At 53.3% G+C, this 24,933-nt stretch carries 24 protein-coding genes; 11 read left to right on the top strand and 13 right to left on the bottom strand.

Annotated elements, in window-relative coordinates:
* Positions 1-45: 45 nt before the first annotated feature.
* The 5 genes from Q8W24_RS02885 to metH all read right to left on the bottom strand — a co-directional run bounded on the left by Q8W24_RS02885 (position 46) and on the right by metH (position 8,184).
* Complete coding sequence (locus Q8W24_RS02885; protein ID WP_303431564.1) at positions 46-540, bottom strand: DUF934 domain-containing protein; 495 nt, start codon at positions 538-540, stop codon at positions 46-48.
* Positions 524-2,191 carry a nitrite/sulfite reductase gene (locus Q8W24_RS02880; protein ID WP_305474343.1) on the bottom strand — a complete coding sequence of 556 codons (1,668 nt, stop codon included), beginning with the start codon at positions 2,189-2,191 and terminating at the stop codon, positions 524-526. The genes Q8W24_RS02885 and Q8W24_RS02880 overlap by 17 nt, the downstream gene beginning before the upstream one ends.
* A gap of 156 nt (positions 2,192-2,347) precedes the next feature.
* Entirely contained in the window at positions 2,348-3,097 is a 750-nt protein-coding gene (locus Q8W24_RS02875) for a glycerophosphodiester phosphodiesterase family protein (RefSeq protein ID WP_305451792.1), read from the bottom strand.
* Positions 3,098-3,114: 17 nt separating this feature from the next.
* Positions 3,115-4,473: an MATE family efflux transporter gene (locus Q8W24_RS02870; RefSeq protein WP_305451793.1), complete on the bottom strand. Its 1,359-nt coding sequence runs from the start codon at positions 4,471-4,473 to the stop codon at positions 3,115-3,117.
* 3 nt (positions 4,474-4,476) lie between these two features.
* Positions 4,477-8,184, bottom strand: a complete 3,708-nt coding sequence (gene metH, locus Q8W24_RS02865) for a methionine synthase (RefSeq protein ID WP_305474374.1) — start codon at positions 8,182-8,184, stop codon at positions 4,477-4,479.
* 156 nt (positions 8,185-8,340) lie between these two features.
* On the opposite strand from metH, the gene nfuA reads away from it, so the two are divergent.
* The 8 genes from nfuA (at position 8,341) to Q8W24_RS02825 (ending at position 14,691) form a co-directional block, all read left to right on the top strand.
* Positions 8,341-8,931 carry a Fe-S biogenesis protein NfuA gene (nfuA, locus tag Q8W24_RS02860; RefSeq protein WP_303431568.1) on the top strand — a complete coding sequence of 197 codons (591 nt, stop codon included), beginning with the start codon at positions 8,341-8,343 and terminating at the stop codon, positions 8,929-8,931.
* 579 nt (positions 8,932-9,510) lie between these two features.
* Positions 9,511-10,683, top strand: a complete 1,173-nt coding sequence (locus tag Q8W24_RS02855; RefSeq protein ID WP_305474342.1) for a response regulator — start codon at positions 9,511-9,513, stop codon at positions 10,681-10,683.
* Positions 10,680-11,171: an STAS domain-containing protein gene (locus Q8W24_RS02850; protein WP_303431571.1), complete on the top strand. Its 492-nt coding sequence runs from the start codon at positions 10,680-10,682 to the stop codon at positions 11,169-11,171. Before Q8W24_RS02855 ends, Q8W24_RS02850 begins: the two co-directional genes overlap by 4 nt.
* A gap of 21 nt (positions 11,172-11,192) precedes the next feature.
* On the top strand, positions 11,193-12,218 hold the full coding sequence (locus Q8W24_RS02845) for an NAD(P)H-dependent glycerol-3-phosphate dehydrogenase (RefSeq protein WP_303431572.1): 1,026 nt from the start codon (positions 11,193-11,195) through the stop codon (positions 12,216-12,218).
* Positions 12,219-12,232: 14 nt separating this feature from the next.
* A complete protein-coding gene (locus Q8W24_RS02840) occupies positions 12,233-12,583 on the top strand; it encodes a DUF4389 domain-containing protein (RefSeq protein ID WP_303431574.1) in 351 nt (116 codons plus the stop codon).
* Positions 12,584-12,602: 19 nt separating this feature from the next.
* Positions 12,603-13,067: a phosphohistidine phosphatase SixA gene (gene sixA / locus Q8W24_RS02835; protein ID WP_305474341.1), complete on the top strand. Its 465-nt coding sequence runs from the start codon at positions 12,603-12,605 to the stop codon at positions 13,065-13,067.
* Positions 13,068-13,141: 74 nt separating this feature from the next.
* The gene (locus Q8W24_RS02830; protein ID WP_305474340.1) at positions 13,142-13,975 is read left to right on the top strand and encodes an alpha/beta fold hydrolase; all 834 of its coding nucleotides are present in this window, start codon (positions 13,142-13,144) and stop codon (positions 13,973-13,975) included.
* A complete protein-coding gene (locus Q8W24_RS02825; protein ID WP_305474338.1) occupies positions 13,972-14,691 on the top strand; it encodes a DUF1461 domain-containing protein in 720 nt (239 codons plus the stop codon). The genes Q8W24_RS02830 and Q8W24_RS02825 overlap by 4 nt, the downstream gene beginning before the upstream one ends.
* On the opposite strand, the gene Q8W24_RS02820 is transcribed toward Q8W24_RS02825, so the two are convergent.
* The 6 genes from Q8W24_RS02820 to Q8W24_RS02795 all read right to left on the bottom strand — a co-directional run bounded on the left by Q8W24_RS02820 (position 14,692) and on the right by Q8W24_RS02795 (position 20,119).
* Complete coding sequence (locus Q8W24_RS02820; protein ID WP_305474336.1) at positions 14,692-15,327, bottom strand: RluA family pseudouridine synthase; 636 nt, start codon at positions 15,325-15,327, stop codon at positions 14,692-14,694.
* Entirely contained in the window at positions 15,320-16,519 is a 1,200-nt protein-coding gene (locus Q8W24_RS02815) for an ABC transporter substrate-binding protein (RefSeq protein ID WP_305413312.1), read from the bottom strand. Before Q8W24_RS02815 ends, Q8W24_RS02820 begins: the two co-directional genes overlap by 8 nt.
* A 136-nt stretch (positions 16,520-16,655) precedes the next feature.
* Complete coding sequence (gene yegQ, locus Q8W24_RS02810; RefSeq protein ID WP_305413429.1) at positions 16,656-18,035, bottom strand: tRNA 5-hydroxyuridine modification protein YegQ; 1,380 nt, start codon at positions 18,033-18,035, stop codon at positions 16,656-16,658.
* A 94-nt stretch (positions 18,036-18,129) separates the two neighbouring features.
* On the bottom strand, positions 18,130-18,651 hold the full coding sequence (locus Q8W24_RS02805; RefSeq protein ID WP_305474334.1) for a hypothetical protein: 522 nt from the start codon (positions 18,649-18,651) through the stop codon (positions 18,130-18,132).
* A gap of 20 nt (positions 18,652-18,671) precedes the next feature.
* Positions 18,672-19,775 carry a methyltransferase gene (locus tag Q8W24_RS02800; RefSeq protein WP_305474333.1) on the bottom strand — a complete coding sequence of 368 codons (1,104 nt, stop codon included), beginning with the start codon at positions 19,773-19,775 and terminating at the stop codon, positions 18,672-18,674.
* Positions 19,775-20,119 carry a hypothetical protein gene (locus tag Q8W24_RS02795; protein ID WP_305451796.1) on the bottom strand — a complete coding sequence of 115 codons (345 nt, stop codon included), beginning with the start codon at positions 20,117-20,119 and terminating at the stop codon, positions 19,775-19,777. Before Q8W24_RS02795 ends, Q8W24_RS02800 begins: the two co-directional genes overlap by 1 nt.
* Before the next feature lie 140 nt (positions 20,120-20,259).
* Between Q8W24_RS02795 and Q8W24_RS02790 the strand changes: the two genes are divergently transcribed.
* Together Q8W24_RS02790 and Q8W24_RS02785 are read left to right on the top strand one after the other, a co-directional pair.
* Positions 20,260-21,198, top strand: coding sequence for an AEC family transporter (locus Q8W24_RS02790; protein ID WP_303431584.1), 939 nt, complete (start codon positions 20,260-20,262; stop codon positions 21,196-21,198).
* A gap of 76 nt (positions 21,199-21,274) precedes the next feature.
* Positions 21,275-22,219 carry a DUF4062 domain-containing protein gene (locus Q8W24_RS02785; RefSeq protein WP_305474331.1) on the top strand — a complete coding sequence of 315 codons (945 nt, stop codon included), beginning with the start codon at positions 21,275-21,277 and terminating at the stop codon, positions 22,217-22,219.
* Between the two features lie 56 nt (positions 22,220-22,275).
* Here Q8W24_RS02785 and Q8W24_RS02780 read toward each other — a convergent pair whose 3' ends face one another.
* Both Q8W24_RS02780 and Q8W24_RS02775 read right to left on the bottom strand, forming a co-directional pair.
* Positions 22,276-22,620, bottom strand: a complete 345-nt coding sequence (locus Q8W24_RS02780) for a metalloregulator ArsR/SmtB family transcription factor (protein ID WP_303431586.1) — start codon at positions 22,618-22,620, stop codon at positions 22,276-22,278.
* 95 nt (positions 22,621-22,715) lie between these two features.
* Positions 22,716-23,810, bottom strand: coding sequence for an endonuclease/exonuclease/phosphatase family protein (locus Q8W24_RS02775; RefSeq protein ID WP_305474329.1), 1,095 nt, complete (start codon positions 23,808-23,810; stop codon positions 22,716-22,718).
* Between the two features lie 89 nt (positions 23,811-23,899).
* Here Q8W24_RS02775 and Q8W24_RS02770 point away from each other — a divergent pair, with 89 nt between their 5' ends.
* Positions 23,900-24,925, top strand: coding sequence for an FAD:protein FMN transferase (locus tag Q8W24_RS02770; RefSeq protein ID WP_305474328.1), 1,026 nt, complete (start codon positions 23,900-23,902; stop codon positions 24,923-24,925).
* Positions 24,926-24,933 lie beyond the last annotated feature (8 nt).

Here is a 24,933-nt window from a genome sequence, read left to right as displayed (position 1 = left end):
GTACTGGCCACAAGGGTCAGCACACAGAACAATGGTTACGCAATGCTAGCGTGAAACCCGGGCGAACAATGGCCGCTGGTCATCCATCGCCGCCTGGTATGGCTGGCTGAAAGATGAAAAGGCTGCCAGTGCATGCGCTTCATTCTGGTCGTCACGCAGGGCGTAGGAGCTGAAGCCAACCCGTTTCATAAAAAACAGCTGGTCAATCAAGACATCACCCACAGCGCGTAAATCACCGGCGTAGTGGTACTGGTCACGCAGCAGACGTGCGGTGGAATAACCACGACCATCGCTGAACTTGGGGAAGTCCACGGCAATTACAGCAAAATTGCGACACTGTTCGGCCACCATCTCAGCCAGCTGGTCGCTGTTCAGATACAGCCCCAGCTTGCCCCGTGATGCCAAGGGTTGTAATTCTGCTTGTTGATGTGTCCAGCGGTCCAGCGAAATCAGGCTGTATTCCGTGGCGATGGCATCGTCGTCGATACGGGTCCAGGCATCGTCGGCAACAAAGGCCCCGTCTTTAATCAGCTTTGCCATATACCGCCTCCTTGAATGTGTTATGACCAATACGTTGGTAGGTTTCGAGAAAGGATTCACCCACATGGCGAGAGGCCACGTACAGATCGAGTACCTTGGCGACCACATCGGTCAGCTGTTCGCGGGAGAACGATGGCCCCAGAATCTTGCCCAGAGAGGCCGTACCACGTTCACCGGAGTTGCCGCCGAGTGACACCTGATAAAATTCCTGACCTTTTTTATCGACCCCCAGGATGCCAATGTTACCGACATGGTGGTGACCGCAGGCGTTCATGCAACCGGAGATATTCAGGTCGATTTCACCCAGATCATGCAGGTAATCCAGATCGTCGAAGCGGACTTGCAAATCGTCGGCAATCGGGATCGACTTGGCGTTCGCCAGGGCGCAGAAGTCGCCTCCCGGGCAGCAAATCATGTCGGTCAGCAAGCCCAGGGTGGGTGTTGCCAAACCCAATGCTTTGGCCTGTTGCCACAGGGTAAACAGCTGGCGCTGTTCAACGTTGGCCAATACCAGGTTCTGCTGGTGGGTCGATCGTAATTCACCAAAGCTGAATTCATCGGCCAGGGTGGCAATCTGCTCCATCTGCTCGGCGGTAACATCGCCGGGTGGCGTGCCTTTCTGCTTCAGGGTCAGGGTGACTACTGCGTAACCAGACTGTTTGTGTGCCCGGACGTTACGGCCAAGCCAACGAACAAAGGCCGGGTTTTCCGCTTTGGCAGTTTCCAGTTCGGCCGGGTTGTTATCCAGTGTGGCGTAAGCGGGGTCAACAAAGTGTTTTTTGACTCGCTCCAGCTCTGCGCTGGTCAGCCTGGCGGCAGAATCCTTGATACGGTTCCATTCCGCCTCGACCAGTTCACCCAGACGCTGAACGCCCAATGCCTTGGTCAGAATCTTGATGCGGGCCTTGTACTTGTTGTCACGACGGCCAAACTGGTTATAGACCCGAATCACGGCTTCGAGATAAGTGAGCAGGTCTTGCTCTGGCAAAAATTCCCGAATGGTTTCACCAATGATCGGTGTGCGGCCGAGGCCACCACCGACCAGAATACGGTAGCCCAGTTCGCCGGCGTCGTTACGGATAATATGAACGCCAATATCGTGAACCTTGGTGGCTGCCCGGTCTTCACCGGGAACCGAGTTGACCGCAATCTTGAATTTACGGGGCAGGAAAGCAAATTCCGGGTGGAAGGTTGACCACTGACGGATGATTTCACAATACGGACGAGGATCTACCAGTTCTTCTGCAACCACACCAGCGTATTCGTCTGTGGTGGTGTTACGGATACAGTTACCACTGGTTTGTACCGCGTGCATTTGCACTTTTGCCAAATCAGCCAGAATCTGAGGGCAGTCTTCCAGCTTGGGCCAGTTGAACTGCAGGTTCTGGCGAGTACTGAAGTGGGCATAGCCTTTATCGTAGTCGCGGGCGACCTTGGCCAGAGCGCGCATTTGCTCAGCAGTAAAGGCGCCATAAGGAATCGCGACCCGTAACATGGGGGCGTAGCGTTGCACGTAGATGCCATTCTGCAGGCGCAGTGGCAAGAACTCATCTTCAGCGATTTCCCCGGCCAGATAGCGTTCCGTCTGGCTTTTGAATTGGGCAACGCGCTCGTTCAGGATCTGCTGATCGTACTCGTCGTATTGGTACATAATCTCTCGGTTGCTTCTTCATCGGCTCATGGCCAATGGTGGTTTTTTAGTTGGGCGAACATTACCAAAGCCGCTTTATTCTTAAAACGACTATTTATCTATATCGTAATTACTTTTGTGCCTTAGATCGTTCGATAAAACCGAACAGGTTGTTTTTCAAGGCGTTGTGGCGGGATTGTCCTTTGTGACAGGTAAATCGGCTATGTCACTGAATACCGCATTGACGCCCATGGCTAACAATGAATCCGCCTGTGTCGGGTTGTTGACTGTATAGGCACGCAGGTTAAAGCCGGCATTGGCCAGTGTCCGAATCACTTCCGGGGCGGCCAGATCGGCACAAAAATGCAACCCTTCGCAGCCCAGCCTGGTCAGGCGTAACGCGGCATCTGCCGGAATGGCTTCCGTCAGCAAGGCGCGTGGCACCTCAGGGAGGGCGGAGCGGGCGTACTGCAGCGATAACGGGTTAAACGAGCTGAGCAAAATCGGCACCATGCCGGTTTCAGCCAGTGTTGCCTGATATGCCATGACCAACGCCTGGACGGTTTCAGCCTCACGGCCAACCACCGCCTTGATTTCCAGATTAAGGCCGATGCTGTGCTGGCAGGCCCAGTGCAGCAAGGCCTGCAGGGTGGGAATTCGTTCGTGGCAGAAGTGATCGGCAAACCAGCTGCCAGCATCCAGCTGCTGTAATTCGATCAGGGTATGGCGCAAGAGCCAGCCATGGCCATTGGTGCAGCGGTCGAGCTGTTCGTCGTGGAAAATAACGGCCTGGCCGTCAGCACTCAGGGCAACGTCCACTTCTATCCAGCTGGCACCAGCCTGCTGGGCGAGCCGGAAGGCGGCCAGGGTGTTTTCCGGTGCCAGACGACTGGCGCCGCGATGGGCAATCACTGTGCTGGTGCGCATGGTCTGGCCTCCGGTGGCTAGACAGATAAATGAACCCATTGGCGTCGTTGCCAGATCAGGCTATAGATCAGCGACAGTCCGGTACGTTGGACGCCCTGCAGGATCCAGACTCCCACCAGACCAAACCCCAGTACCGGGCCAATAAAATAGGCCAGCGGCAAGAAGACACACCATTGCATGGTCAGATTGATCTTCATGATCTGGCGACTGGCACCAGCCCCCAGCAGTGCCTGGGTCAGCACCATGGCGGTGACTTCGAGGGCTATAAAGATACCGGTGATCTGCAGAGGGAGAATACCGGCCTGAATCAGTTTCGTCTCGGTGGTGAATATACCCAGAATCCATTCCGGGAACAGACACAACGGCAAGCCCAGTAGCGCAAGAGTCAGGGTCGCGACCCTGACGACATCCCAGCCCCAGCGGTGAGCATCCTGGGGGTGGCCTGCTCCGAGCGCATGGCTGACCAGGCTGGTGGCGGCAATACCCATACCGACTGCGGGCAGAATCAGGATCAGTTGCAGGCTGATCAGGATATGACCAATGGCCTGCTCCCGGGTGCCAATCTGGCCGATAATCCAGAACAGAATGCTGATACCGAGGGCAAACAGTGTTTGTTGGGCGGAATTGGGCCAGGCCAGTCGGATCAGCTGCAGCAGGGTTGCCCGGGTAGGGAATTTGATTTGGCCCAGACGCTGGCGTTTATGGGTGAATGTCAGCCAGGACAGCAGGGCACTTCCAAACACCAGTGCCATGGCGGTACCAATACCAGAGCCAACAGCGCCCAGTCCTTGCCAGTCACCGATACCGAATACCAGCAGATAGCTGAGTGAGATATTAACCACATGCATCAGCAGCAGGACTTGTAGATAAAAGCGGGTTTCGCCAATACCACTCCAGAATCCACGGTAGACGAAGTTCATCGCGACGGCGATCAGGGCAGCGGTGCGCCATTGGAAATACGGCGTGGCAATGGCAGCGACGTCGCTGTTGTTGGTCAGGGACGGAATCAACGATGGCGCAAGAAAAATAAACAGCAGGGATAACGGCACCGCCAGCAAGATGGCAGAAAGCAAACCAGCCATCAGCGGCTCGTGCAGGGTGGCGGTTTTGCCCGCGCCGATACGGCGGGCTACCAGTGCCTGTACGGCCGCGGCCAGCCCCATGACAATGGAAACCATCATAAAGGAGGCGTAGCCACCAATACCAATAGCCGCCAGGGCGGCATCACCGAGGCGGCCTACCATGGCGGCATCAATCAGATTGATCAGGCTTTGTGACAGCATGGCACCGATGATTGGCAGGCCAATACCAAAAATCCGGGTCAGGCGCTGCGGTTCAATCCGCAGCAGTTTGCCAAGCCAGTGCTCAACTGACATGGCTCAGCGGTCGTAGTTGAGGTTGGGTGCCAGCCAGCGCTCCATGGTGTCAACAGTCATCCCCTTGCGGTCAGCGATGTCTTCCACCTGATCCTTGGCGATTTTTCCCAGGCCAAAATATTTGGCGTCCGGGTGTCCAAAATACCAGCCGCTGACTGAAGCCGCCGGACTCATGGCAAAGCTTTCGGTGAGGAATACATCGGTATTGGCCTCGGCGTCCAGCAGTTTGAACAAGGTGGCTTTTTCGGTGTGATCCGGACAGGCCGGGTAGCCCGGGGCTGGTCGAATCCCCTGATACTTTTCCTTGATCAGTTGTTCGTTATCCAGTTGTTCGTCCGCTGCGTAGCCCCAGATATCCTTGCGCACGATTTGGTGCATATGCTCTGCAAAGGCTTCGGCCAGACGGTCGGCCAGTGCCTTGATCATGATGCTGTTGTAATCGTCATGGTTGGCATTGTAATTCTGCGCCAGCTGCTCGGCTTCGATCCCGGCGGTGACAACAAACGCTCCCATGTAATCCTGTTTGCCATGGGTGAGCTGATCTTCTGGTGTGACAAAATCCGCCAGCGAGTAATTGGGCTGGTCGTTGGGTTTGTCGGTCTGCTGGCGCAGGTGATGCAGAATGGCCAGTTCTTCGGATGGGTTGTCCGGGTTGAAGATCACGGTGTCGTCGTTGCCCCGTTTGGCCGCAGGCCAGAGGCCAATTACAGCACGGGCGCGGAACAGCTTTTCATCGACAATGCGTTTCAGCATCGCCTGGGCGTCCTTGAACAGATTGGTGGCCGCTTCGCCGACAACGTCATCGGTGAGAATACGGGGGTATTTTCCAGCCAGTTCCCAGGACATGAAAAACGGCGTCCAGTCGATGTAATCCACCAGTTGAGCGACATCAAAATGGTCAAACACCTGGATGCCCAGTTTTTTGGGTGTCGTGGGCTGATAGTTGGCCCAGTCGCAGGTAAAACCATTGGCAACGGCTTTGGGGTATGGCAGCAAGGCCTTGGCTTTGCGGTTGGCATTACGTTCACGGACGTGGATGTATTCGTCGCGAGTGGCTTCAATAAAGGCGGGCTTGGCCGCTGGTGTCACCAGTTTTTGAGCGACCCCGACGGCACGGGAGGCATCGGCGACGTAAATGGCAATGTCGTTTTTGAATTGAGGTTCAATCTTGACCGCCGTGTGCGCCTTGGAGGTAGTGGCGCCGCCAATCATCAGTGGAATGTGGTAATTGAGTCGTTGCATTTCACGGGCAACGTGAACCATTTCATCCAGTGAGGGGGTAATCAGACCGGACAGGCCAATGATATCGACGTTTTCTTCTTTGGCGGTTTTGAGAATTTTTTCCGCCGGCACCATCACGCCGAGGTCAATCACCTCAAAGTTGTTGCACTGCAATACCACGCCAACGATGTTTTTACCGATATCGTGGACATCCCCCTTGACCGTGGCCATCAGGATTTTTCCCTGGGTTTCGGACTTGCCGTCTTTTTCTTCTTCGATATAAGGCAGCAGATAAGCTACGGCCTGTTTCATCACCCGGGCGCTTTTGACCACCTGGGGCAGGAACATTTTACCGGAACCAAACAGGTCGCCGACGACGTTCATGCCGTCCATCAATGGCCCTTCGATCACTTCAATCGGCCGGGCAAATTGCTGGCGGGCCGCTTCGGTATCTTCCTCGACATAGGTATTGATGCCCTTGACGAGGGCGTGGGTCAGCCGCTCGGTAATCGGCAGGGTGCGCCATTCTTCGGTTTCTTTTTCGGCCACTGAACCATCGCCACGATAATTTTCGGCGACGGCTAACAGGCGGTCGGTGGCATCGTCACGGCGGTTGAGAATCACGTCTTCTACCAGGTCTTTCAGTTCTGCTGGCAGGTCATCGTAGACCGCCAGCTGACCGGCGTTGACAATCCCCATGCTAAGGCCGTTTTTGATGGCGTAGTAGAGGAAGACCGAGTGAATGGCTTCCCGCACCGGGTTGTTGCCCCGGAACGAGAACGATACGTTGGAGACCCCGCCGGATATTTTGGCGTGGGGCAGGTTGTCGGTAATGAATTTGCAGCTGTTGATAAAATCAACGGCGTAGTTGTTGTGCTCTTCGATACCGGTGGCGACGGCAAAGATGTTCGGGTCGAAAATAATATCAGACGGATCAAAGCCGACCTCATCGACCAGAATACGGTAGGATTTTTCACAGATTTCGTTCTTGCGGGCTTCGGTGTCGGCCTGGCCCTGTTCATCAAACGCCATGACCACTACGGCGGCACCGTAACGCAAGCAACGTCTGGCCTTGTCGACAAACTCCTGCTTGCCTTCCTTGAGCGAGATGGAGTTCACCACTGCTTTGCCCTGGATACATTTCAGGCCAGCTTCGATGATATCCCACTTGGACGAGTCGACCATGATGGGGACGCGGGCAATATCCGGCTCGGCGGCAATCAGATTCAGGAAGCGTACCATCGCGGCCTTGGAATCCAGCATGCCTTCATCCATGTTGATATCGATGATCTGGGCGCCGTTTTCGACCTGCTCACGGGCGACGGTCAGGGCCTGATCGTAGTTTTCATCCACAATCAGGCGCTTGAAGACTGCCGAGCCGGTGACGTTGGCACGTTCGCCAACGTTGACGAACAGGCTGGTCTCGTCAAAGTTGAATGGTTCCAGACCCGCCAGTCGGCAGGCCGGTTTGATCTCCGGGATAACCCGGGGGGCATGTTTGGCCACCGCGTCGGCGATGGCACGGATGTGCTCCGGGGTAGAACCACAGCAACCACCGAGAATATTCAGAAAACCGCTGGCGGCAAATTCTTCAACGATGGCGGCCATTTCTGCGGGAGTCTGGTCGTATTCGCCAAATTCGTTGGGCAGGCCAGCATTGGGGTGGGCTGAAACAAAGCAGTTGGCCTTGTTGCTTAATTCCTCGATATGGGGACGCAGCTCTTCGGCACCGAGGGCACAGTTCAGACCGATGGTTAATGGCCGGGCATGGGTAAGCGAGTTGTAAAAGGCTTCTGCCGTTTGTCCGGACAGGGTACGGCCCGAGGCATCAGTGATGGTGCCGGAAATCATGATGGGCAGTGCTTCGTCGCGGGCTTCAAAAACGCCTTGTACGGCAAAAACAGCGGCCTTGGCGTTGAGGGTGTCAAAAATGGTTTCAATCAGAATCAGGTCGGCGCCGCCATCCATCAGGGCTGCAGTGGCTTCGGTGTACTCTTCGACCAGCTGGTCGAAGGTGATAGCCCGGTAGCCGGGGTCGTTGACATCCGGAGAGATGGAGCAGGTCTTGCTGGTGGGGCCAAGTACGCCCGCGACATAACGGGGAATCCCTGTCTCTGCCTCGACTTCGTCGCAGACACGGCGGGCAATGGCCGCTGCTTCGCGGTTTAACTCCGGCACCAGGTCTTCGAGCTGGTAGTCAGCCTGGGAGACCCGGGTACTGTTGAAGGTGTTGGTTTCGAGTATGTCGGCCCCGGCTTCCAGGTACTGGCGATGAATGCCAGCAATAATCTCGGGTTGGGTCAGCACCAGCAGGTCGTTGTTGCCCTTGATTTCCTGGTTCAGGTCAGCAAAACGCTCACCGCGATAATCCTTTTCTTCCAGTTGATGCGACTGAATCAGGGTCCCCATGCCACCATCCAGAATATGGATGCGTTGGGTGAGATTCTCTTTCAACTGCTGAATACGACGTTGGCGGCTGGCGTTGGGCATGGTGCTTGGACTCACTCGAATGAACTGCGGATCGACAAAAAAAGGGCCGGGATTATATCAGAGGTGCACCAGCTTGTCTTATCCAACTATATTAGTGGGGTATTTCGCTGGCTGGCGGGTTTCGCTACAATGGCGATCAGTTTTGAGGATGTGTTTATGACCGAATACGTAAAGATTACACCGGATGCCGAAGCTTACCTGGCTGAGTTGTTGAGTAAACAACCAACACCAGATATGTCTGTGCGGGTATTTATCACCCAGCCGGGCACCCGTTACGCTGAAACCTGTCTGGCTTACTGTCGCCCGGAAGAGGTGAATGAAAACGATAAGCTGCAACAGATGGAGCTGCTCCGGGTTTACGTTGAGGCGATGAGTGTGCCGTATCTGGAAGAGTCCATTATCGACTTTGCCAAGGATCGTATGGGGGGACAGCTGACGATCAAGGCTCCCAATGCCAAAATGCCCAAAGTCACTGAGGATAGCCCGGTGGAAGAGCGTATCAATTATTTGCTCTATACCGAGATCAATCCGGGCCTGGCATCCCATGGTGGTGAGGTCAGTCTGGTGGAACTCACTGATGACGGGCTGGCGATTCTCAAGTTTGGTGGTGGTTGCCAGGGTTGCAGCGCCGTGGATATGACATTAAAAGACGGTGTTGAAGCCAGTCTGATCGCCAAGATTCCTGAGGTTCAGGGTGTGCGCGATGTAACGGATCACAGCGTGACGGATAAGGCGTACTTTAAATAGCAAATAGCAGTACTACGTGGTATCGCAGCAGGCATTCTGTTCTGCTGTTCTCGATAAGATTGACCCGTTGGCGGGCAGAATTGTGCTGCTGCGCTACCGGGTTGATTCCTCTTTTTTCTTTAACCTTTGCGGATGCCCCGATGAATACCAGGGTATGGCGCAAGGCATCTTGTCGGTATTGTCAAAAATCCTGGTGAAAAAATCAGCGGTTTGCTGTCACTTTTGGGTGGATATTTATTGGTTGTGTCAAATAATACGGTTAAATGTCTTTTATATAACCAAATAATAGGCAATAGGACTGAAAAACGCCTCTAATAGCGCTTATACCACTCATTAGCTGGTGATATGTCGACAGTTTCTTCTGTGCCAATCCGTATAGTTCGATATTCACCGGTCATAGCAGCTGAGAGGGATTGCATGGCGATTCGCTTGGCGTTAGTGTTCGCATCCATATTGCCTGCCCCTGATGTCAGAGGAAAGACAGGCTGGTCCGCTATACTGGTATTAAGCCCGGTCGCTGGACTGGCTGTCGAGGCGTGACCTCTTGTTCGAAATGCTTTCTGGTGTTAGGAGATGCGAATGGCCGCGAATGTGCTGGTCATTGATGACGACCCCTCGGTGCTCGAGAGTATTGCCACATTTTTGGTGGAATACGACTATCAGGTGGTAGCGGCACCGTCCGCAGTGGCTGCCTGGAAAGAACTCGATCGTCATCATATAGATATTGTGGTCTGTGACTTGCGAATGCCCGACACTAGCGGTATTGAATGGCTGGAGCAGCTGAAACAGCACTGGCCGTCATTACCTGTGATTGTTGTGTCCGGAGGCGGGGTTATGGACGATGTTGTCCAGGCCTTGCGTATGGGGGCGGATGATTTTCTGGTCAAGCCGATTCTTGATCTGGAAATGCTGCACCACGCCATCAAGCGGGCGCTGGAGCGGGTTGAACTGGAAACAGAAAATACCGCTTATCGGGAATATCTGGAAAAGACCAATGCCGAGTTAAGGCACGGTCTGGAAGAGTTGCGTACCGACCAGATGGCAGGGCGGCAAATCCAGATGCGCATGCTGCCCGATTCGCTGAACTATAACGGCTTGTGCTGCGATCACCGGATTTTCCCGTCGCTGATGTTAAGTGGTGATTTTCTCGACTATTTTGAGCTGGGCGAGCATCGGCTGGTGTTCTATATCGCTGATGTTTCCGGCCATGGTTCTTCGTCGGCATTTGTCACCGTGTTGCTGAAAAACCTTACCTATCGTTTGCGGCGCAATTATCGCCGGGGCTCCAGTGATGATTTATTGCATCCATCGCAGGTGCTCAGTCGCATGAATGACGAAATGCTGGCTACCGGGCTGGACAAGCATCTGACCATTTTTTACGGCATCCTGGATACTCGGGAGTCGGTGCTGGAATACAGCGTCGGTGGCCATTTGCCCATGCCCGCATTGCTGGATGCTTCCGGGTGTCGTTATCTTGAAGGCCAGGGGATGCCGGTTGGCCTGTTTCGTGAGGCGGAGTACACCACTCGCCACCTGGAGCTGCCGTCTGCTTTCCGGTTGTTACTGTTTTCTGATGGCGTGCTGGAAATTATTACGGAAGCCAATCTGGCAGCGAAAGAAAAGGCTCTGCTCGGTATGGTTGAGGATCAGAACGGTGACCTGGACGGGCTGACATCCGTACTGGGTCTGGGGAAAGAACTGGAAGTTCCGGATGATATTGCAATGGTCTCTATTGGTCGAGGTAAGCTATGACATCGGGTCAAATTCAGGTTGCCCAGCACCATGGGGTTCAGATTGTACGTTTGATCGGGGATGTTCGACTTAATCTTTGTACTGCATTTGACCGATATATCCGTCAGGTGCTCTCCGATGGTATGTTTGCCAACGTGCTGGTGGATTTATCCTCGGCAGAGGGGGTCGACAGTACAACACTGGGTCAGCTGGCGAAAATAGCGATTGTGAGTCGGGACCGGTTCAAAATCACCCCGACAGTATTTTCTCCTGACCCCAGCATTACACGCATATTGATGAGCATGGGTTTTGACCATGTGTTCCATATTCTGGAAGAGCCGTTTGCCAATGAGGCAGAGTTTCGCGACTGGGTCGATGATACTGTTGATGAAGAAGCGGCTCGGGTACAGATTATTTCTGCGCACAAGGCGTTGATGGACCTGAACGACAGTAATCGCGATACCTTTAGCCAGTTGGTTGAAACCCTGGAATGTCATCAAACCCAATAAACACCCGTCAGGAGATTTTTTGTGGGCATCCGCACAGCAGCCATCATTGGTGGCGGCAGTTTTGGCACCGTCACAGCCAATATTCTTGCAGATAATAATATTCAGGCTATTCAGTGGCTCCGTAACCCGGAAATAGCCGAAAGCATCAATCAGTTACACGTCAATGAGCAGTATTTGCCCGGCATTGCCTTGAATTCATCACTACGGGCAACCACCACCATCGAGGAAGCGGTAGTAGGGGCTGATGTTATTTTTGTCTCTGTCCCCAGCAAGTCGGTTCGAGAGGTTATTTCCGGCTTTGCGCACCTGATCAAACCTGAGCAGGGATTGGTCAGCACCACCAAGGGGATTGAACCCGATGGCTTTTTGTTAATGAGCCAGGTGATTCGTGATGTCTTTCCTGATAACCCGGTCGGGGTGCTGAGTGGCCCCAATCTCGCCAAGGAAATTGCCCGCAAAGAGCTGGCCGGTACCGTGATTGCCAGTGAAAACAGTGATCTTCGTCGTGATATCCAAGAGGCATTAAGCTGCAATTATTTTCGCGTTTATGCATCCAATGATGTGTATGGCGTCGAGCTGGGCGGGGCGTTAAAAAATATTTACGCTATCGTGTCGGGTTTTGTCGCAGCCTTGGGGATGGGGGAAAATACCAAAAGCATGATCATTACCCGCTCCCTGGCGGAAATGAGCCGTTTTGCCGACGCCATGGGGGCCAATCCACTGACTTTTCTCGGCCTGGCCGGTGTGGGTGATCTGGTTGTTACTTGCATGTCGCCACTCAGTCGCAACTTTCGGGTTGGTTATGCCATTGGGCAGGGGAAAACCCTCGATCAGGCGACAGAAGAGCTGGGGGAAGTAGCCGAAGGTGTTAATACCTTGCGCTATGTCAGGGCTAAAGCGGAGGATTCAGGTATCTATATGCCACTGGTGATGGGTGCTTATGAATGTTTGTTTAATGGCGCCGATCCCGGAATGGTCGCTCGAGAGTTGATGACCGGTGAGCATGCGTCCGATGTAGAATTTGCCTTACCCAGGCACGAAATATAACAGGAGTTAGCTACATGTCAGACGTCAACTTTAAAACCAATGTCACCTCAGATGCTTTTTGGCTTCGAACAATTTATACCGTTATCTTTATTTTTGTAATCAGAATGCTTGATCTGGTGTTGCTGTTGTCAACATTGGTGCAATGGGTGTCACGCCTGCTGACAGGCCGCCCTCAAAAAGAATTGGGCAAATTCTGCCAGTCGCTGGGAATTTACTACCAGCAGGTTGTGTATTACCTGACCGGCTGCAATGACGACAAACCTTTTCCTTTCCGGGAGTGGCCTGTCGTTGTTGTACCCGAAGACGAGCCAGATGCCGTCGTCGAACCGGCCAGTTCTGATGCCAGCAATAAAGAGACGCCTTGACCAGAAAGGCTGATGTTTTGTGAAAATCTGTATAGTTCGCCATGGTTCTGCAGTGATCGGCAGTATGGATGACCAGCACAGGGAATTGACTGAAAAAGGTCGGTTCCAGGCTCAGGCTGCCGGAGAGTGGATGGCAGAACAGGAATGGAATGACCCGGTATTATGGGTCAGCCCCTATTATCGAACACAACAAACCGCCTCACTGATTGCTGAATCCCTGCCGCTGGATATGGAAGAGCACGCTTTTTTGGTGCCTTCCTCCGACGTCAATACGGTTGTTGATGAGTTGCTATCACAAGAACGGGATATCATTCTGGTATCTCATTTGCCACTGGTTGGACGCCTTGCGGCTTATCTGGTGGAAGGGCAGGTCTTTGATCAGCCCTGGTCTCCGGCAGAGTGCTGGTTACTGTCTGGTGACGTGGCTGGCCCCGGCTGTTTGTCCGTTGAATCAGTCTGGTATCCGGTACTTTCCGGCCTCTGAGTCGTGGCACGGGCTGTACTCGTCTGAGTCTGTTGTCATAATGCCCACTCGCAACAGGTGAGTGGTGCTCAAGTTTGAAACCGATACAGTTTGATTATCCTGGTGGTCATATTGATGGCCTGGAATGGGGTGAGCCGGGTGAGTTAACGGTTATCGCTGTACATGGCTGGCTGGACAATGCGCTCAGTTTTGCTGCTTTGGCGAATCAGCTGCCGGAGATCCATCTGATTGCTCTGGATTTGCCTGGCCATGGCCTGTCTTCCTGGTCGCCGTCCGGCTATCCAATCTGGACACCAGCAGAAGCAATTCTCTGGGTTGCTGATCAACTCCCCCAATCCGTTCATTGGCTCGGTCATTCCATGGGGGCGGCTGCGCTGACGCTGGCTGCGGGCGCGTTTCCGGAGCGTTTCGCCAGTATCGTTTTGCTGGATGCTATTGGTCCGTTGGTCCAGTCTCCTGATCAGGCAGTCAGTACCTTTCGCCGTTATGCCAGTACCTCTGTACGTTCTCTCTTTTCAGGTTATTCAACTCCGGAACAAGCGATTGCTGCCCGGTTAAAAGCGACGCCAGCGGTCACTCCCACAGCGATAGCCCCTGTTATTTTGCGTAATCTTGAGCAGCGTGATCAACGTTGGTGGTGGCGTACTGACCCGGCTTTACGGCGTCCTTCTGCTTTTCGTTTGACGGAACCCATGGTCGAGGATTTCTTGCGGGCCATGTCTGTGCCAGCACTGGCAGTTCGGGCTAGTAACGGCATGATCCCGGAGGCCATGTTCTGTGCGCGGTTCGAGTGTTTGCCAATGGCTGAGCGCCTGGATCTGGATGGCCATCATCATTTACATCTGGAATCCGCCGGGGCGGTAATTCTGGCCCGATATCTAAATGCTTTCTGGGAGCGTACCAAGTGAAATATATTCAACAGGTCGGCTGGTTTTTTGTGCTTGTGTCGGCGTTGTTATTGGCATTGTCGTTGTCGTGGTTCGGACAGGCGGCGGCCTATTATGGTTTTGATTATTGGTATGAGTTTTATGATATTGATAACCATATTGAACGATATGGCCCGCAAAACCGCTATATCCGTGGTCTGGACAGTCTGGATAAAGCAGAACATGTACGCCTGTTTAATGCCATCAGTGAGGCGGTACATGACCATGGCGAGGGGCTGCAAGCCATCACCTTTGCTTATCGTGGCAAGACCCGGGTGTTATTGAGAAAGCCTGAGGTGGTTCACCTGCAGGATGTTGCCAATCTGATTGATGTCTTGCGCCTGGCTAGCGGGGTGTTTGCTCTGGTGGCAATTGGTGGCACCTGGTGGTTGCGGCGGCAGCGCCCACGCTGGGGAGTACAAGGTGCTTTACTGGGTGGGTTATTGGGGTTGACGCTGGTGTCGGTGCTCCTGATTGGTCCCAAACAGGTGTTTTACCATTTGCACAAAATGATTTTCCCACCGGATCATGCCTGGTTTTTCTATTATCAGGATTCACTGATGGCGACGTTAATGAAGGCGCCCGATTTGTTTGGCGGTATTGCCGTCACAATTACCGCCGGGGGCTTGCTGCTGTTCGGTTTTTATCTGGTGCTGCTGATTCGTTGGCAGCAACACCAGACAGGGGACAAGGGCTGATCAGAACGGTGCTGGCGAGAGAATATCCATACGCTCATCCGTAGTCGGATGGCGGAAGGATAATTCTCTGGCATGCAGATGCATGGTAGGTGTTTTTTGTTCTGAATAGTCTGCGCTGTAGAACGGGTCACCAATGATAGGGTGGCCAATCTGCTGCATATGCAGGCGTAACTGATGTGATCGCCCTGTTTTGGGGTACATTTCCACCCGAGTCATCCGCTGGCCTGTGGCATCGGTGTCGACCTCCAGCTTGCGCCAGCGGGTCAGGGCATAACGACCGTCGGTATGGCTGATTTTCTGCAGTGGGCGGTTGGGCCAGTCAACAATGATCGGCAGATTAATACAGCCGCCATTACCTTTGGGCTCTCCTGTTACCAGGGCTTCGTATACCTTGCGGGTTGTCTGCTTTTCAAACTGTTGCTGAATGCAGGTCAGTGCCGGTTTGTTACGGGCGTAAACAATAATGCCGGAGGTGTCGCGATCCAGTCGATGCACAATGTGTAATTCACCCAGCAGGTCTTGCAGTCGACCAAAGGCAGAGTCTTTGTCGTATAGCCCGGGAACACTGAGCAATCCACCGGGTTTGTTGAGAATGACAATTTCGCTGTCTTGGTAAAGGATTCGTTGTTTAATCATGATAGGGGTATTGGTGATTTTCCAGTATCTGCTGATAACTGCCGTCTTGTTTCATCTGTTGCAGCATCTGATTGAAGCCTTGCACAAGAACGGGAGCGTTGCTGAGTTGACGGTTAATGGCCAGATGAATGCTGGTTTTGGCGACATCACCAGGAGCCAGTACCAGGTGTTCGGCAATGGTGGGGCTATTGCTCAGTTCGGAGGTGGCAACCCATTCATCCACCAGCGCCAGGTCGAGGTTGTTATTGGCCACATCACGAAATAATTGCGAGCAGTAATCCCGGCCCTCGACCTGGAAATAACTATCGAGATTGTTCAGCCATGGGCCGTAGTTGATTTCTGAATAGACCCCCAGCTTGAGATCTGTGGCCTTGAGCTGGGCTTGGTCGACATACTGAAAATCACTGTCTTTGGGTTTGACGAAGCGTAACCGGCCGTGCAGATAAGCCTCTGACAATAACCACTGGTCGTCGTGCTGGCCTTCCCAGGTGGATAAGACGCCTTGGATCTCACCGCTTTTGATGGATTCCATAACACGCATCCAGGGCATGAATTCAACATTGACAAGATACCCGAGGTTACTCAGGGCGGTAGTGACCAGATCCGTCGCGATTCCATCCGCTGGCAGTTGTTTGCCGGCGTAGGGTGCCCAGCTGTCGGAGCCCAGTTTGATGACCGGACGATTGTCTGGGTACTCTCTGCTCAGTTTAACCATGGCCTGACTGAATCCATGCTTCTGAATCATCGCCTGGACCTGGTCGCGGAAGCTTTTGACCAGGCTCATGCCGGCAATAATGACATCATCAACTCGCCATTGGCCGCTGTGATAAAGACGGTAGTCGACCGCCAGTGGCGGTTGTCCGGCCAGTTCGATCTGGCTGGCAACCAGCGCCTGATTGTTGCCTCGGTAACGCGTGTCGAGAAAATGGACAGGCTGGCCGTCATATGCCCGGAAGGCGCCGGCGTAGGTGGTCAGTAATTTACGCTGGAAGGCTTCCAGAAACAGGATCTGTTGATCGCTCGAAGCTCGTCGCCAGTATTTGCCAAGAACCTTTTTGCCCATTTGCCGGGTATCGATCAAAGGCATGATATTGGTCGATAACAACCGGTTCAGATAGCCGGGGTGGTTGTTTATCCAGGTTTTGTCGGCCATCAGATGTTCGGTGACAAGGCCAACGGCAGATTTGACCATGCTCTCCGGGGTGTTGTCCGTATCAGCAGTTGCCCTGGTGGTGAAAAAAGAAAGGGATATCAGCAAGATAAGCGGAGTCAGATAGCAACGAATCAACATGGAAAATCCTGTAGGTTGGAAGGTTCAGTCTGGTTTATCAGCAAATATCTGGCAAGTTCCGCACCAGCATAACGTTTTTTGCAGCGGGTGTGACGACGTTAGCCGGAATACGAATGTCAACAACAAAGCCGGAGCCTGGTGCATCGTTGCGGATGATGCCCTTGCGATCCTGGATATGTTCGAGCATAAACGAAATATTTCCTTGCGGGGTCATCAATTCCAGCTGGTCACCGACCTCGAAGCGATTACGCACGTCTATACGCAGCAGGCCGTCGGCGGTTGTCCCCATGCTTTCCCCGACAAACTGCTGGCGGGTACTGGTCGAGGTGCCGCGTTCATAGTTCTGGTATTCATCATGTACATGGCGGCGGAAGAACCCTTCGGTATATCCGCGGTTGGACATGTTTTCGAGGGTATCCATCAGGGCTGGGTTGAATGTTTTGCCGCTCACGGCGTCATCAATGGCCTGACGGTAGGTCTGGGCCGTACGGGCAACGTAATAGTGGGATTTGGTTCGGCCCTCGATCTTGAGCGAGTGCACTCCCAGCTCAACCAGCTTTTCGATGTGCTGGATGGCGCGCAAATCCCGTGAGTTCATGATGTAGGTGCCGTGCTCATCTTCGAAGGCAGGCATGTATTCGTTGCTGCGGCCGGCTTCCTGTAGCAGGAAAATCTGATCGGTGGTGCTGCCACTACCGAGTGTTGGTGGTTCGGGTTGCTGCCCGGGGTTAAAAACTGGCCCGGCGGGATCAAATTCTTCCACACCTGCGGGAATAACGTCACCGGAGTCGGTTTCCCTGGCTTCGTGGGCGTCATATTTCCAGCGGCAGGCGTTGGTACAGGTACCCTGATTCGGGTCGCGATGGTTCATGTAACCGGATAGCAGGCAGCGGCCAGAGTAGGCAATACATAACGCACCATGGACAAACACCTCAATTTCCATTTCCGGGCAGCGCTGGCGAATTTCGGCAATCTCGGTTAATGACAGCTCGCGGGACAGGATAATGCGACTGACGCCTTGGCGTCGCCAGAACTCCACCGCGGCGTAGTTCACCACGTTGGCTTGTACCGACAAGTGGATGACGGTATCTGGCCAGCGATCCTTGACCAGCATGATCAGGCCCGGATCGGACATGATCAGTGCATCGGGTTGCATCGCGATGACGGGCTCAATGTCCCTCATGTAGCTATCAACCTTGCTGTTGTGAGGGGCAATATTGCTGGCGACGTAGAATTTCTTGCCCAGCTGGTGCGCCCGGCTGATACCTTGGTTCAGGTTATCCAGGGTGAAATCGTTATTACGAACACGCAAACTGTAACGAGGCTGGCCGGCGTAAACCGCATCGGCACCATAGGCAAAGGCGTAATCCATGTTTTTGAGTGTGCCAGCGGGAGAAAGCAGTTCGGGGATGATCATGATATTGGTTCTGAGTGCCGGGTTGGATAATGGGAATAAACGCGTCATTCTAGCGCCGTTTCAAATTGCCGCATTGATCCAGCCCGTATTCCTGTTATTCCGCCACACCGAACAGACTGACATCCATATCGGATAGCCAGACAAAAAAGTCTTTTGGCAAAGGGATATGCTTCACCTCATTGAATTGACTCTGGAATTCCTGCTGGATCGACGCAAAATAATGCTTCAGTTCCGATGTTTCAGCGCCCAGTTCCGTCATCTGCTGGTAGATATCGGCAACGTATTGATTCAGCAATATGGTGTCGTCGCAGGCGTCGTCAAAGACGCACTCGCTGGAGGCGTACAGGGCAGCATTGCACAGGTCGACAATTTGCCATCCCAGGGTGTCGGATTCAGTCAGTCCGGAGCGCCATTCACTGAACTGGGCAAAAAACCGTTCCAGATTGGCTCGGGAAGTCAGTTCTCCCTTGAGGAAGGCGGTTTGTTTGCTGAGCAACTTGGTGAATGGAGTTATATTCAGTTGTTGATCGTCTTGCCACATCTGCAAATGGGGCAAATTGATACGTGCCAGCATCAGGCAATAGGCGCTACGGCCAGCGGCGTGTGCAGGTTTCATAGGAGATCCTGTAGTGGGTGTCAGCATTTGGGTGTCTGGCACCAGAAGATAACAAAGCGTTGATCCGCGCTGATGCGCTGTACCTGGCTAAACAGGCGTTTGAGCAAGGGCGGGTAATTCAAATGCCGGTTGGCAACGACCAGCAAATTGCCATCGGGCTGTAATTGGCGGGCGGCATCACGGAACATGTCGTTGGCGATGTTGTTCAGCTGCTTGTGGCCATCGTGGAAAGGGGGATTACAGACGACCCAGTCCAGAGGCTCGCGAATGGTATTGAGACTATGGCCGTGATAACACGACACCTCAAGCCCGGCGTTGGCAGCGTTATGTTGAGAGGATATAACGGCTGGCAGGTAATCATCCGTCTGGATCAGCTGCAGTTCTGGCTGACGCTGCTTGAGCCACAAACCCAGGACTCCATTGCCACAACCGAGGTCACAAAGGCGGCCGCTAAAGGTCGGCAGGGCAAGCCTTGTATCTTCCAGTGTGTGTAACAAAAAGGCGGTGCCGGGATCCAGGTTGCTGCGGGAAAACACGCCGGGCAACGCTTGAATGTTTAACTGCCCGACAGTATAGCCTTGCCATGTCCGTAATCCGGGATCACTGACCGGGAGGCGGATTTGCAGTAGCCGGGCTTTGCGTTGGATCGGCATCTGCCGATACTCGGCACTGTGTTGTTCCAGCCAGTTTAACCAGCGCACCGGGATATGTTTGGCCATGCCTGCCAGGTACAAGGGTGTTTTGTGATCCAGGTGTTGATGACACAGCTGCAGCCAGTAACGTAATTGTTCAAAATTTTTGGGTAGCCGGATAACGACTTGTTGTACCTGGCTGTTTTGCAGGTGTGAAGCCTCGTGAATCCAGTGCTCGTCTGCCAGCTCAAGACTGTTACGCTGGCGGTTGTCGCGGCTGGCTCGTTGGGCGCAGGCGCTGTCGAGCCAGCTGACCGGTTGAGTCAGGGCGCAGGACAAAGCACCGTAGCGATCATTAAACAGCAGGGTGGGAGCATCACGATCCAGATGATCGAGCAGGTATTCATCGGCGCTGTCCCAAGGACGGGCGATTTGTTCCGGAACGGCGGGAAAACACGCCAGTTGCAAGGATGTTGCTTGCCACCAGGCCATCAATAAATATCTTTGAAATCTTTGTCTTCCAGTTGGTCGAGCAAAGAGCGTTCCGGGGCGTCAGTTTTGGGTTGACTGGCGGCGAGTGGTGCTTCTTTGGCTTCAACCTTGCGCTCGGTTTTTTTCGGGGTGGCCGCTGCTTTGTCTGTTTGTTGTTCTTTGTTCTGCGCCGCTTTGACATCAGGGTTGTCGGCCAGAAACTTTTCAAATACCGACGGAACGCGGTTTTTGACTCGTTTGCCGGTTTGACGGTCATTACCCGCTTCGCGTTTGAGCTTGGCAGTGTTGCCGGTTTTTACCTTGTGGATGCGTTTGAGAGATCGGTTTTTTTTCAGACGGGTCATGTTTGGCTACATCAACAAGAGTGGTGAACGATTAGCCAATAATAACAAAGAGCCGCAGTATTTACATCTGGTGCTGGCGCGTTATTGTGTCCGGCCAGTTGGCTTTAACACATGTTCATAAATAGGGAACTACCTTTTAAATGTATTGGCAATCCTTTGTTTTTACAGGAGAAATCATACTTCCTGTATTTCTTCTTGTGGTTCTCGGTATTTTCCTGCGGCAGCGGCGGGTGATCGACGATCATTTTGTGACGGTCAGCTCCCGGCTGGTATTTACCCTGACCTTGCCGGTATTGGTGTTTCTGGCCATTGCCAAAGTACGATTTGATTCCGGTGTTCATATTGAACTGATAGTGTTTGTGGCGCTGGCAATTTTGAGCAGCTGCCTGTTCAGTTTTGTATGGGCCAGGTTTGCGGGTATCGACGAAGATGACGTCAGTGCCTTTGTGCAAGGGGCATTTCGGGGTAACTTGGGTATTATCGGTATCTCGATGGTGGTTTATGCTTTTGGCGACCAGGGTACGCAGATTGGCGCTCTGGTGCTTGCGGTCGGTGTGCCAGCGTATAATCTGTTGTCCGTTGTGGTGTTGGCCCGGGGACAAGGTGTTAACTGGTCTGGGCAGTTGTTGATGATCGCCAGAAATCCGTTGATCATTGCCATTGTACTGGCTTTGCCTTTCAGTCTGTTTGGCTGGCAGCTGCCGAAACCGCTGCACAGTGCGGCCAGTAGTCTCGGCCAGATGACGTTGCCGCTGGCCTTGATCAGCGTTGGTGGTACGCTGGACTTCGGCGCGCTGAGAAAAGCCAACTCTACCACGCTGCAAATGGCCTTGCTAAAGCTGGTGATTTTGCCAATTTTGATTGTGTCCGCCGCGATTGCCATGGGTTTTCGTGGTGTCGAGCTTGGAGTGGTTGCCCTGATGATGGCGTGCCCAACAGCCGCAGCCGCTTTTGTGATGGCCAAGGCAATGGGGGCAAATCATGTGCTGACCGCCAATGCGGTTGCAGTTAGCACTTTGGGCTCTATGTTGACGATGGGCGGAATTTTCTATGTTTTACGGATAATGTCGCTGCTATAGTGACGCTCTTAGGCTGTTTTTGACAATTTTGGGATCGGTGGTGTAAATGCCAGAGGGGAAGCGCCAGTTAGTTTACTTGGCATCTAATCAGCAGGGACTTGAGCTGGAACGTTACGAGATTGAGCGCTTGCTTGCCCGAATGGATATGACCAATGTCAGTTTTTCCTGTCGGGAAGACGGTGAGGGTTACGATTGGGATCTGGCGCGTCGACAGATTGAACTGGCTGATTTTTTTATTCTTCTGGTTGGGGATGACTATGGCCCAATGGCACCAACCGGTATCAGTTATCTGCATAGAGAGTTTGTCCATGCCAGGACGGTAGGCAAACCGGTATTGGCATTCCTTAAAAAACTTCCGGTCGCCGGCTCACTGTCAGTCGAGCAGGGGCGATTGAAGGGTTTTTATCAGTTGGTGACTCAGCAGGTCAGTTATAAATTGTGGCATCTGCGGGATGAATTATTGTCGTTTGTTCGGGCAGCCATTGGCAGTCTTGAACTGAATGCCGATTCCGGTTGGGTTCGCTGGGCTGATGTAATGGGTGACCAGGTATCCGATCCGGTAAGTTCCGACCTGGCGACGGCCAGTAATGCCTCCATTTCCGATCTGGCCAGCACGGCACTCTCGGTACGGGAGCGGCTGGAAATGAGCCGCAAGTCCATCAATCTGATGGTGTCGGCCAAGGTCTATCAGGGGGGTAATCTATCACGTGAAGAAATGGTGTTGCCTGCCCGTCTGGATCAGCTGTACCGGGCACTGCGCAGTTCTTTTGTCGGTAATATCAGCGAAGATCGGCTGCGTGCCTGTCTGGAAGCATTTATTGCCGAGACCGTTCGAAAACAGTTGTTGGGACGTCGACCCAATGCCCATGCAGTTGATGATATTCGGGTAAGCAAGTCCCAATTCCGCTCCATTATGGAAACCTGGGAACGGCTTGGTCAGGCAAGTCGCACGGAAAAGTCCGGTCGTTATTATTGGGTGGCCAGCGAAGAAACGCCGGTACGTACTGTTGGCGCTCCCTGAACGCCAGAACAGTCTGGCGCATTGGTTCTTTATCCCTGTCCCTTGTTGATTCCTGGCTAGCTGCGAGTGCTGGACGAATTATCCAGCAACGACTGACGCTGCTCCCACTCTTCTTTCATGCTGTCGCAAACAGTGCCGCACAAATCAAAAATGAAAGGTGCGCCGATACTGAAATACGCCATATTGCCTTCCTGGCGACGGCGGACCAAGCCATGGGTTCTTAGTGTCGACAAGTGCTTCGACACATTGGGCTGGGAGGCTCCTGTTGCGGTCACCAGTTGACCTACGGATTTTTCTCCCGGTTGCAGCTGATGCAGAATTCTCAGGCGCATGGGGTCGGATAATAAACGAAATCGCTGTGCGATCAGTTCCAGCATTTCTTCAGATAAAATTTCTTGCATAGTGATTCTCTCCTTCTTGGTGGAGAGTGTACGTCATGTTCCAGCATTCAAATATAGGCATAAAGATATGAATGATGGAATTTTTTCATTTCAGCTTATTCTTTTTTGTTATTAGGGTAAGAAAAACCAGCCCAAACTGGCAGATGGTCTGACAGATTTTGTGTCGTCCGGGTGTTAATGACCTCTGGATTGTGTGCGGATAACTGTTGGCTGTAGAACAGATAATCCAGCGTTCTGTCCGGGCCGGAGACATCCGGGTCATTCGGGTAGTGGGTAAACCATGTGGCGGCTTCGCTCTGGATGTTCTCTACGGAAGGAACGGATGGCCACTGGAGCAGTCGGCGTAACTCGGTATTTTCCTGGTACAGATAACGCTGGCTGGGTTGCAGCTGAGCCAGTTGTCCTGGCATCAGCAAGTTAAGATCGCCACCCAGAATAAACGGCCGGTCCTGGCGGTCTTGCTTTTGCATCAGGCTGGCGGCGATATCCACCTGCTGCTCCATGGTATCGCTGCCTTGGGCAAAAGCGTCAAAGTGGGTGTTAAACAGTTGCCAATCCGGACCGCCCACGGTGGGCAGTCGAGCTTCCAGGATGGCCCGCTTGAGGTAAAACTGTGCGGAGACGATATCCATCGGAGGTTGTGGCAGACGGTGGCGCAGAGCATCACTGAGTTTATAGCGCGACAATGTCACCAGTTTCATGCCAACACTGCCCATGATCTGGGGGTGTGGAATGTAATCCGCTTTCCAGTAATAGGTGCTGGCAATACAGGGATAACGGTTTGCTGGTAACTGCTTCAGCAACTCGGCCAGTTGATCGCCATGGTCGGTGGCGGCTGCACCATCGTGAACTTCCTGCAAAAAAACAATATCCGGTGCAGTTTCTTTCAGTAAGGCAGCAATGCCGCTGATGGTGGTAGCTATGTCCTGGCTTGATGGTCGGGTATCTGGCCCCTGGTTGTCTGGCATATCGAAATAGAAAACATACTGTTTGCCCGCAAAAAACTGCACGTTGTAGCTCATGACCGATAAAGGTCCCTGGCGGGCATCGTACTCAGGGGTAGTGGTGGGGCAAGACAGTTCTGCGGTTTCTTGTGCGGCAGGATGATAGGTGCTGCTGTACACCCAGGCAGCAAATCCCAGTGCCAGAAGGGCAGCAAATCCTGCCAGGCTATAGATTGTTTTTTTCATCGATCCGGACTCCGTGTCAGAATGCAGGCCAGCGGTGGGCATCCAGGGCTAACTCACTGTATACTGACGCCGCCATTTCAGGGGGTGTCATGTTAAAACATTTGTTTGTTGTTCTCTTGGTAATTTTCACCGCCGCCGGGTGTAGCCAGCCGGATTCAGTCGTCAAGGTCGCAGGGCCGACCATGGGCACGCAATATCACGTCAGCTGGATCGGCCAGAACGACAGCGCCGAACTGATCCAGCATCTGATCGATCAGCGCCTGGCGGATATCAATCGCATTATGTCTACCTATGATCCTGACTCGGAGTTGTCGCAATTAAACCGGCAAACCCTGGCGCTGGATAATGTCACCTTGTCTGAAGAGTTGGCCGATGTATTGGCACAAGCACTGATGATTTATAACCAGAGTGAAGGCCGGTTTGACGTTACCGTTGGCCCTTTGGTTAATGCCTGGGGTTTTGGGCCGGGCAAACACCGCGACCAGAAGTTGTCGAAAGAAGAGGTCAACGGCCTGCTTGCCGGTATCGGTTCTGACGCTATTCATCTTGATGACCGGACCCTGTCAACCGACAAACCGCTGTATATCGATTTGTCTGCCATTGCCAAGGGATGGGCAGTTGACCAGATTGGCTATTTGTTGGAGCAGCAGGGGGTGGTCTCTTATCTGGTGGAAATTGGCGGTGAGCTGAGAGCGCGTGGTAGCAAGCCGGATGGCAGTGGTTGGCGGGTTGCCATAGAACGGCCTGCACTGGATAGTATGGCGCATCAGGTACAGCTGGTTCTGGAGCCAGGTGACTCGGCGTTGGCAACCTCCGGTGACTACCGCAATTATTTTGAAGAGCAGGGGGTGCGTTATTCTCATACTATTGACCCGCACACCGGCTATCCGATTACTCACCAGCTGGCGTCAGTGACCATTCTGAATCCCAGCTGCGCCCTGGCAGATGCCTGGGCAACGGCCTTGACCGTTGCTGGCCCTGAACAGGCTGTTTTACTGGCCAACCGTTATCAGTTGACGATGTATGCCATTGTACGTACTGGAGACGGCTTTACCGAGTTGGCTTCTGATGAATTTTTACGTCGTTTTCCTGGTCTGATGCAGGGAAACGAATAACGAGGATA

The organism is Oceanobacter sp. 4_MG-2023, from assembly GCF_030689165.1.
Taxonomy (GTDB): Bacteria; Pseudomonadota; Gammaproteobacteria; order Pseudomonadales; family Oceanobacteraceae; genus Oceanobacter.
Note: the sequence above shows the minus strand (reverse complement) of the source record. Positions and strands in the feature narration are given on the sequence as shown.

Excerpts from the sequence above, each read along its gene's own strand:
- Q8W24_RS02840 (WP_303431574.1), top strand. The coding sequence starts at position 12,233 with ATGTCAGACGTCAACTTTAAAACCAATGTCACCTCAGATGCTTTTTGG.
- Q8W24_RS02795 (WP_305451796.1), bottom strand. The coding sequence starts at position 20,119 with ATGACCCGTCTGAAAAAAAACCGATCTCTCAAACGCATCCACAAGGTA.
- Q8W24_RS02855 (WP_305474342.1), top strand. The coding sequence starts at position 9,511 with ATGGCCGCGAATGTGCTGGTCATTGATGACGACCCCTCGGTGCTCGAG.
- Q8W24_RS02880 (WP_305474343.1), bottom strand. The coding sequence starts at position 2,191 with ATGTACCAATACGACGAGTACGATCAGCAGATCCTGAACGAGCGCGTT.
- yegQ (WP_305413429.1), bottom strand. The coding sequence starts at position 18,035 with ATGATCATCCCCGAACTGCTTTCTCCCGCTGGCACACTCAAAAACATG.
- Q8W24_RS02790 (WP_303431584.1), top strand. The coding sequence starts at position 20,260 with ATGTATTGGCAATCCTTTGTTTTTACAGGAGAAATCATACTTCCTGTA.
- Q8W24_RS02870 (WP_305451793.1), bottom strand. The coding sequence starts at position 4,473 with ATGTCAGTTGAGCACTGGCTTGGCAAACTGCTGCGGATTGAACCGCAG.
- Q8W24_RS02885 (WP_303431564.1), bottom strand. The coding sequence starts at position 540 with ATGGCAAAGCTGATTAAAGACGGGGCCTTTGTTGCCGACGATGCCTGG.
- Q8W24_RS02805 (WP_305474334.1), bottom strand. The coding sequence starts at position 18,651 with ATGAAACCTGCACACGCCGCTGGCCGTAGCGCCTATTGCCTGATGCTG.
- Q8W24_RS02800 (WP_305474333.1), bottom strand. The coding sequence starts at position 19,775 with ATGGCCTGGTGGCAAGCAACATCCTTGCAACTGGCGTGTTTTCCCGCC.
- Q8W24_RS02875 (WP_305451792.1), bottom strand. The coding sequence starts at position 3,097 with ATGCGCACCAGCACAGTGATTGCCCATCGCGGCGCCAGTCGTCTGGCA.
- Q8W24_RS02815 (WP_305413312.1), bottom strand. The coding sequence starts at position 16,519 with ATGGTCAAATCTGCCGTTGGCCTTGTCACCGAACATCTGATGGCCGAC.
- Q8W24_RS02780 (WP_303431586.1), bottom strand. The coding sequence starts at position 22,620 with ATGCAAGAAATTTTATCTGAAGAAATGCTGGAACTGATCGCACAGCGA.
- Q8W24_RS02820 (WP_305474336.1), bottom strand. The coding sequence starts at position 15,327 with ATGATTAAACAACGAATCCTTTACCAAGACAGCGAAATTGTCATTCTC.
- Q8W24_RS02775 (WP_305474329.1), bottom strand. The coding sequence starts at position 23,810 with ATGAAAAAAACAATCTATAGCCTGGCAGGATTTGCTGCCCTTCTGGCA.
- Q8W24_RS02770 (WP_305474328.1), top strand. The coding sequence starts at position 23,900 with ATGTTAAAACATTTGTTTGTTGTTCTCTTGGTAATTTTCACCGCCGCC.
- nfuA (WP_303431568.1), top strand. The coding sequence starts at position 8,341 with ATGACCGAATACGTAAAGATTACACCGGATGCCGAAGCTTACCTGGCT.
- metH (WP_305474374.1), bottom strand. The coding sequence starts at position 8,184 with ATGCCCAACGCCAGCCGCCAACGTCGTATTCAGCAGTTGAAAGAGAAT.
- Q8W24_RS02850 (WP_303431571.1), top strand. The coding sequence starts at position 10,680 with ATGACATCGGGTCAAATTCAGGTTGCCCAGCACCATGGGGTTCAGATT.